At 47.4% G+C, this 7931-nt stretch carries 6 protein-coding genes and 1 pseudogene; 3 read left to right on the plus strand and 4 right to left on the minus strand.

Annotated elements, in window-relative coordinates; genetic code table 11:
• Nucleotides 1–117 (plus strand): annotated as a pseudogene (locus ACO0KV_RS18110) (IS30 family transposase); the annotation flags it as partial.
• A gap of 182 nt (nucleotides 118–299) precedes the next feature.
• Here the strand turns inward: ACO0KV_RS18110 and ACO0KV_RS18115 are convergent.
• From ACO0KV_RS18115 to ACO0KV_RS18130, 4 genes are all read right to left on the minus strand, one after another.
• Nucleotides 300–920: a carboxymuconolactone decarboxylase family protein gene (locus ACO0KV_RS18115; protein ID WP_423044528.1), complete on the minus strand. Its 621-nt coding sequence runs from the start codon at nucleotides 918–920 to the stop codon at nucleotides 300–302.
• A gap of 122 nt (nucleotides 921–1042) precedes the next feature.
• Nucleotides 1043–2074: an ABC transporter substrate-binding protein gene (locus tag ACO0KV_RS18120; RefSeq protein ID WP_423044530.1), complete on the minus strand. Its 1032-nt coding sequence runs from the start codon at nucleotides 2072–2074 to the stop codon at nucleotides 1043–1045.
• A 92-nt stretch (nucleotides 2075–2166) separates the two neighbouring features.
• Nucleotides 2167–3555 (minus strand): sensor histidine kinase, encoded by a 1389-nt coding sequence (locus ACO0KV_RS18125; protein WP_423044532.1) that lies wholly within the window; start codon nucleotides 3553–3555, stop codon nucleotides 2167–2169.
• Nucleotides 3539–4213, minus strand: a complete 675-nt coding sequence (locus ACO0KV_RS18130; RefSeq protein WP_423044534.1) for a response regulator — start codon at nucleotides 4211–4213, stop codon at nucleotides 3539–3541. The genes ACO0KV_RS18125 and ACO0KV_RS18130 overlap by 17 nt, the downstream gene beginning before the upstream one ends.
• 177 nt (nucleotides 4214–4390) lie before the next feature.
• On the opposite strand from ACO0KV_RS18130, the gene ACO0KV_RS18135 reads away from it, so the two are divergent.
• Nucleotides 4391–5734, plus strand: coding sequence for a 2-hydroxycarboxylate transporter family protein (locus ACO0KV_RS18135; protein ID WP_423044536.1), 1344 nt, complete (start codon nucleotides 4391–4393; stop codon nucleotides 5732–5734).
• A 280-nt stretch (nucleotides 5735–6014) separates the two neighbouring features.
• Complete coding sequence (locus ACO0KV_RS18140; RefSeq protein ID WP_423044538.1) at nucleotides 6015–7442, plus strand: MATE family efflux transporter; 1428 nt, start codon at nucleotides 6015–6017, stop codon at nucleotides 7440–7442.
• The last annotated feature ends 489 nt before the right edge of the window (nucleotides 7443–7931 follow it).

Here is a 7931-nt window from a genome sequence, read left to right on the forward strand (position 1 = left end):
ACACAACAGGAGATTGATCACGCCATGAAAAGACTGAATAATCGACCAAGAAAAAGATTAGGATACCTTACACCCAATCAGGTATTCTTCAAAAATACGCTTGCACTTCAAAATTGAACTCGCGTTAGTCTATAAGTGTACCCGCAAACGAAAAACATGTTCGGTCGTGCTTTTTTTAAATAAGGATACCTGCAGATGACAGATAACTCCAGAGCGATGCGGATACCAAGGCATCGCTCCGTCACTATCGGTCTTGGGGCATAGCAGCAGGACTTTGCGACAAATGTCTTAAAAACGACTTATTTCGGGAATCGCTCTAATTTTTTGCCATCTGCAGGGAGTTGATATTGAGCGACATTCAATTGCATCGCCAACAGCGTGTAATACGCAACGATCCCCGTCAGATCGACCGCCCCTTTTTTACCGAAGCGTTTTTCGACGCGGTTAAATGTTGTATCGGATACCCGCTTATTGTGTTGCAGCTCAGTACAAAAATCGTAGACCATTTCTTCGTCTTCAGACATGCCAACCGGACGACGGCCATCAGCAATAGCATCGGTTACCTCTTTCCTGACGCCTGCTTTGAGCGCGATCGGGTGATGGACATACCACTCGTAATCCTGTGTCCATTCACGCGCCGTTATTAAGATCGCCAGCTCACTTAACGTATTGCCAATCGCAGACTTATAGCGCAGATAATCGCCCATTGCCCTTGCCTGCGACATCATTTGTGGGCTGTGCATTAATGGCTCAAAGGGACCAAATACGGGTACTTTCCGGCTAGCCTCAAAGTCGGCTGCGGCCTGTTTTTGATCACTGTTATAGCTGTCAGGCGTAATGGTTGGTAAGCGCTCAGCTGCCTGTACAAATAAATTGATTGAAAACAAACTGGCGGCGATGATTGAATATCGGAAATGCATGTCTCACTCCTTTAGTTTTATGAAGACTGACCCCAGCTACCAGGCACACTGAATATGAATCAGAATTCGTCCAAATTAATCACTCTGTAACAACTTCGTAATAACCCTTTATCTTATGCGCTTTAACGCAAGGGACTAATGAACTCATTAGTAAATGTGTTTTGCAGATTAATGCTCTTGCCTTGTACGTTTTTATCAAAATCTTTGATGACATTTAATACGGTCTCAGGACCACCTTCAGGCATTCTGCCGTCTACGGTGAACATTTCCTTGCTGTTTTTCAATGCCAAAATGTAATTCTCTTTATCATTGGCGTAAAAAGAAGTGGGCATTTGTTCGCTGATCTCCAGCGCAGTATGGGTCTGAATATAGGCCAACGACTTACTCAATGCAGTGACAATTTTTTGTACCTCGCTGCGATGCGTCGCCATCCAAGCACTCGGCATATAAAGACAAGCCGCGGGATAGAGTCCTCCAAAAGCGGCACGGGTTTCTTTGATACCGCGTAAATCGAGCAGAATAGTCGCACGACCTGACGATGTCAGTCGCGAAATCGTAGGATCCGTCGTCAGCCCCGCCTGTACTCTGCCCTGCCCGAGTGCGGCGACGAAGTTATCACCTGCGCCGACGGGAACGATATTAATCGTATTGCTTTTGATGCCAGATTTTTGAGCGAGGTAGCGGATGATGATGTTCGTCGAGGAACCCAATCCAGTGACACCGAAGGACTTGCCTTTTAACTGAGAAATAGACGTAATGTCCTTTGACGCTTTTTCAGAAACTAACAACGCTTCTCCTGGCGTCTGTGTCAGTTGGATCACTGACTTCACCAATTTACCACGCGCCTGTAAATTGATGGTGTGATCATAAAACCCAACAACGCCCTGTACCGAGCCAGAGAGCAGTTCCGTTTCAGCATTGATCCCATTACGATCAGTCAGAAATTCGATATCGAGCCCCGTTTCTGCAAAATAACCAAGTTGCTCTGCGAGTTTCACGGGCAAATAAATCTGCTTCTCAATTCCCGCCACCATAATGCTGATTTTCCCATCAGCATGCGCCTCTTCGGCCAGCAGGTATAAGAAGCCAGAAAAGGTCAGATTGAAGAGCCGCTTAAAAAAACGCCGAGAACGCAGCGTAGAAAAAAACTTCATGATGTCTCCAAGACAGAAAAAGTGCTCTGATGAAAACGAAGGAAATGCCTACCAACTTCAGCGTTTTCTATCGCCCTAACAGCGGCACTCAATTACTTCAGCGGGAATCGTACCTCGACTTGTAAGCCACTGCCATGTTCTGGTGTGTTCAGTACAATCGTGGCTGATAAAGAATCGCAGATACTCTTCGCGATGGACAAACCTAAACCCGAACTATTTGATTTTTTTTCATTTATACGATAAAAACGTTCGAATACTCTTTCACGGTTATCCGGCGCAATGCCCGGACCGTTATCGACAACTTTCAGCAGCGCCACGGTATGCTCGATTTCCAACGACAGCGTAATCATGCCGCCAGGCTGAATATGCTGGATGGCATTATCTACTAGATTGGCAATTAACTCTCTGAGCAAATTCGGACTGGCCCGCAACATAATATTTTCATCGAGCGTGTCAATTCCCAGATCGAGAGCTCGTTGCTGTGCCAGCAGCGCCATATCGACCACGACTTGTTTAACGATCTCAGCGACATTAAGCATTTTACCGGTATTGGCGTTCGCCAGATTCTGCTCAGCAGCAGCCAGAATCAGCAGCTGATTAATGACCTTCGTACCCTGCGCGATGGTACTCTTAATATCGCCCAAGACTTGCTGTTGCTGGGTATCACTGGATGAATTGCGTTGCGCAAAATCAACCTGTGAATTAATAATCGAAAATGAGGTTCTTAATTGATGGGCGGTATTGGCCACAAATTGCTCGTACGACGTCAGGGTCTTATTGAGCCGATCGACATAATCATTAATGGCAAAAATGACTGGTTGCAACTCACTTGGCGAATCGTCAACAGACAAACTCTCCAACGAGCCAGTAGGCCGTTGCATTAATCGACGTCCAAACTGCACCAAGGGTTGCATCATCCAACGCAAAGCAATCGTCAAGCCCAAAAGGACAATCACCAACAATATCGAATGATCACGAATAGTGCGCCCGAACAAACTACGACGAAACGCATGATGGGTGTTCAAGGTCTGCGCCACCTGCGTCATGCTGGTTTCATTGCCAATACCATTCGCGAGGATCTGCTCGTAAGCGATCACCCGAACCGGTTCTCCACGGATCGTAGATAAATAATATTGTCCTTGTTCAAGTTGCAACGTCCCGATATAGGGCAACAACTCTTCATTGCCAGCAACTAGTCGTCCATCTCCTGAGCGCACGGTGAAATAAATATGGTCTTTGTAATCACTGGCAAATAATTCAAACGCAGCGGGAGGAATGCTAATTTCGTAGTGATCATCGACCTTTTCCAATTGTTCAGAAATTGTTTTCGCAGAACCTTTGAGCAGTTGCTCTTGGACGATGGTCGCAACACGATCAGCATCACGATACCCCATCAGTAAATCCAGCAACGAGATCAGCACTACAGGTAAAAAAACCCATAGTGCGAGCTGTGTCTTTAAGCTATTAAGTCTGAGCTTCATAGGTCAGCATATAGCCTAGACCACGCAAAGTAATGATTTGCGCTCCGGAACCTTCCATTTTTTTGCGGAGCCGGACAACATAAATTTCTAACGCTTTCGGTGATACGCTGTCCTCCAGCGTAAATAAGCTATCAGTCAGATGGCTTTTGGAAACCGTGGTGTGGGCATTTCTAATCAGGGCTTCAAGGATGGCATGTTCCCGCGGCGTGACACTTAAGTCCTGTCCATGTGCACTAAATAACTTGGAATTACTGTCATAACTCAACGCACCGCAACTGATCAGCGGACTCGCCTTCCCCTTTGAACGGCGCAATAAAGATCGCAGACGCGCCTCGAGCTCATGGATATCGAATGGCTTCGCCATATAGTCGTCAGCACCCAGATTGAGATTTTCAATGACATCGCTGAGTGTGTCTAGCGCACTGATGATCAGTACTGGAACGTCATTTTGTTTCGAACGCAGGTTTTTGAGCAAGGTCTGACCTTTAATGCCAGGCAGTGTCAGATCGAGCAATATTGCCTCATAGGTTTGCGTCAATAAGAAATGCTCGGCATCTTCGCCGGAAAAAGCCTGCTCCACCGCATAGCCAGACTGCGTCAATAATTTTGTGAGCCAAGTCGATAGCTCACGATTGTCTTCAACCAAAAGTAATTTCATGTACGTAAGGGTAAATCATTTTTAATCACGCTGTCATCTAGGTCGTATTTTTTTATTCTTATTGAGATTGAAGGCTGTTTGAAGGGTGTGCTGCGCTACATTCCTGCAGGATCGCACACAAAACGGTCTGAATGACGTTTAAGTAGTAACAAAATAGTAAAAATAACAGGAGACAAGATGAAAACAACGACAGCTGCCCCGCTAGTGGCGGAGCTTGAGCGCACCAATCTTTGGCCACATGGATTCTGGAAATTAATGGAATTCCGAATTGGCATTATCCCTTTACCCATCTATTGTTTGCTCATTGCGCTCATCATCGGTTTTGTCTCCACTGGCAAGGTACCGACGGATATTTCCGTCTCTATTGCGATTTTGGCAGTCGGCGGCTTTACCTGTGCAGAATTTGGCAAACGCCTCCCAGTCTTCAAGCATATTGGCGCGGCGGCGATCTTTGCGACGTTTATTCCCTCTTATCTGGCGTTTAGTCATCTCTTACCAGAACTGGTTCTGAAAAACGTCGTTGAGTTCACCAAAAGCACTAACTTTTTGTATTTGTTTATTGCCTCGATTATCGTCGGCAGTATTCTGAGTATGGACAGAACGATTCTGGTACAAGGTTTTCTGAAAATATTTATTCCCCTTGCTGCGGGCACAGTCGTTGCAAGTATCGTCGGTACACTGGTCGGCACGCTGCTTGGCCTCGGGACGTTTCACACGTTCTTTTATATCGTCGTGCCTATTATGGCTGGTGGTGTTGGTGAGGGCGCGATTCCGCTTTCCATCGGCTATTCCGGTATTCTGGGCCAAGCGCAGGGAGATGTCTTTGCACAAGTATTGCCTTCAGTGATGCTGGGTAGCCTGACCGCTATTTTGTTAGCTGGTGGATTAAATTTTCTCGGAAAAAAATATCCACATTTAACGGGTGAAGGCCGCCTGCAACAAGGTGAACACAGTGACTTCAAGATGGCTGAAGAAGGTATCCCACCTGGTACAGACATTACGCATATTGCTGCTGCTGGTGTTACTGCGATTTCGCTCTATATGGTTGGTTTGATGTGCTTTAAGGTATTTGGGTTCCCAGCGCCGGTAGCGATGTTATTTGTGGCGGTGATTTTTAAATTATCACGGGCTGTTTCTCCTCAGTTAGAACAGGCATCGTTTGTCGTCTATAAATTCTTCTCCACCGCAGTGACCTACCCTTTACTGTTTGCCATTGGCGCTTCCATGACGCCTTGGGATAAATTGGTCGCAGCATTTAACCTCGCCAATCTGATTACCATCATTGCGACGGTATCGAGTCTGATGGTGACGGGCTTCTTTGTTGGTCGACGCCTGAAGATGTATCCGATTGAAGCCGCCATTGTCAACGCCTGTCATAGCGGCCAAGGTGGTACAGGCGACGTAGCGATTCTGACAGCAGCCAATCGTATGCAACTCATGCCGTTTGCGCAAATTTCGACACGCATTGGTGGTGCGATCGTGGTGACGCTATCTTTATTTGCGCTGACTCAATTGAAATAATCTTCGCTAAGGAAGTGGCCACTGGGCCACTTCTCGCCTGGCGCTAGGAAGATCAATCTAATTCAATAAACAATTCCCTTGCAGGACGGCCACAATAGGGAAGTGGCGGAGCCCCCCCCACTCGACGCAATTGACCTGAGTTGTATTCTCCTCAGTACGTCTTCAAAGTAGAGTAACATATCCACAACTCGTGCAAAGAACTAGGTTTCATCCTCTGCAAGAAGGCACGAAGCTCACACTGTCTATCACTGCTACGCACTTTTGAAAACTGTTCTTGTTCATGCTACGTCCATCTCATCGCCCGTCTCGTCACTCTGCGCCAATCACCACCACGACACCAGCAAACCATCCGCGACTCATCGCCATTACCGGCCCGTTACTGGCTGAACTGGTGTTAGGGATTTTTGTTGGTTTGGTTGGCTTATGGCTAGCGTCCAAGGTATCGGATACGGCATCAGCGGCCTTTGGCCTGGCAAACCAGGTACAGGCGACTTTCTTCTTACTATTCCGGATCATTGGCATGGGTGCCAGCGTGGTGATTACACAAAATCTCGGCGCAGGAAATCGGCAAGCTGCAGACGATATGGCCCGCGCTTCATTAGGTGCCAGCACTTGGATCGGTATCGGGGCAGGTACCATGCTGGTATTGCTGGCGGGTGCCTTGTTACGGTTGCTCAATGCACCGCACGATGTCTTGTTGATTGCTGATCCATATCTGCGGATGTTGGCGCTGGTACTGCTACTCGATGCATTCAATGCATGCATGGGATCCGTGATGCGGGCGCACATGTTCACCGCGGATACCCTAATGACCATGATCCTGATGCATGTTTTCCATTTATTGTTATCCATACCATTGATGGGGGGCTGGGGTCCCATACCTGCTATGGGTATCATTGGCTTTGCTGTTGCTGCTGCATTGAGCCGTCTATTCGGCATCGTTCTACATCTTACGTTGTGGCGTTGGCGCTTGCACCTTGTCCCAAATCTGCGTGACTGGTGGCAGTTACGGCGCGACCTGCTGGCGGCAGCGCTGCATATTGGTTTGCCCGGTGCGGCAGAAAATATTGCCTATCGTCTGGCATTATTGGCGACCGTTTCTATGACTGCCAGCATGGGTGCAAATGCCTTAGCAGCGCATAGCTATACAACCCAGATTTCTTTTTTTATTCTGGTATTTAGTCTGGCCGTTGGATTTTCGTGTGAAATAATGGTCGGGCATTTAATTGGCGCACGGCAGTTAGGTCAGGCGCACCGATTGGTCAGCAAGAGTCTGAAGCTGGCCATCTTCGTATCGACATCGGTCGCGTTGCTGGTGGCAGTATCATCTCCTTGGTTAATGCACTTTTTTACCCGCGACCCTGCGATCATTAAGACGTGCACCACCCTGCTCTGGATTACGGTATTGCTCGAGCCTGGACGGGCATTCAACCTAGTTGTGATCAATGCCTTGCGAGCGACTGGCGATGCCCGCTTTCCGGTCGCTGCCGGCATCTTATCCATGATCATCGTGATGACCGGCGGATCTTGGCTGTTTGGGGTGTATTTTCACCTTGGGCTGCCTGGCATTTGGGTTGCCTACGCATTGGACGAATGGACGCGCGGGCTGATCATGTGCACACGTTGGTGGCGTCGGGGCTGGATACCAGCCGTCCGCAAAACGAACCGGCGCTTACGCAACGATAATCCCGTGCATGGGCACCCTTGACACATCAAATCAGGAAATTAGCAAAGCTACATCGACCGCGCATCAAAGGCAGATCAGAAACTACGAACATCATCTGAATGTGAAATATTCTTAATCCTCTGGATTTCGGCCATTTTAATTCTAGAATGCAACTTGCAATTATTTCCCAAGGGGAATTTAATTCTCACGCTACCCGTCATTAGCTATTGTTGCGTAGCCAAGATTTCAGTTTCATTTGCTGAGTTATCTGCTCATTAACCAGGACACCTGTGATGTCAAGAAAAATCAACAACGTGCAACTTACGATTGCAGAATATCCCTGCTTGGCGCAACGCATAAAAAACTTTGGACTATTTCCGAATCCATTTGCGAACTCGCCGCGTATATCTAGGGCGTGTTGACATATAAAAAGCTGTTAACTTTTCCCGAAGTGTGTTTACATTCTAGATTTTAAAGAATGAAACGATGCTGCGACTGATGTTGAGAGATGATCAATGGGAACGAATTGCG

The organism is Undibacterium sp. RuRC25W, from assembly GCF_049339825.1.
GTDB lineage: Bacteria > Pseudomonadota > Gammaproteobacteria > Burkholderiales > Burkholderiaceae_D > Undibacterium.

Bases quoted from the DNA above. Each gene is read 5' to 3' on its own strand.
- ACO0KV_RS18115 (WP_423044528.1), bottom strand. From the start codon at position 920: ATGCATTTCCGATATTCAATCATCGCCGCCAGTTTGTTTTCAATCAAT.
- ACO0KV_RS18120 (WP_423044530.1), bottom strand. From the start codon at position 2,074: ATGAAGTTTTTTTCTACGCTGCGTTCTCGGCGTTTTTTTAAGCGGCTC.
- ACO0KV_RS18125 (WP_423044532.1), bottom strand. From the start codon at position 3,555: ATGAAGCTCAGACTTAATAGCTTAAAGACACAGCTCGCACTATGGGTT.
- ACO0KV_RS18130 (WP_423044534.1), bottom strand. From the start codon at position 4,213: ATGAAATTACTTTTGGTTGAAGACAATCGTGAGCTATCGACTTGGCTC.
- ACO0KV_RS18135 (WP_423044536.1), top strand. From the start codon at position 4,391: ATGAAAACAACGACAGCTGCCCCGCTAGTGGCGGAGCTTGAGCGCACC.
- ACO0KV_RS18140 (WP_423044538.1), top strand. From the start codon at position 6,015: ATGCTACGTCCATCTCATCGCCCGTCTCGTCACTCTGCGCCAATCACC.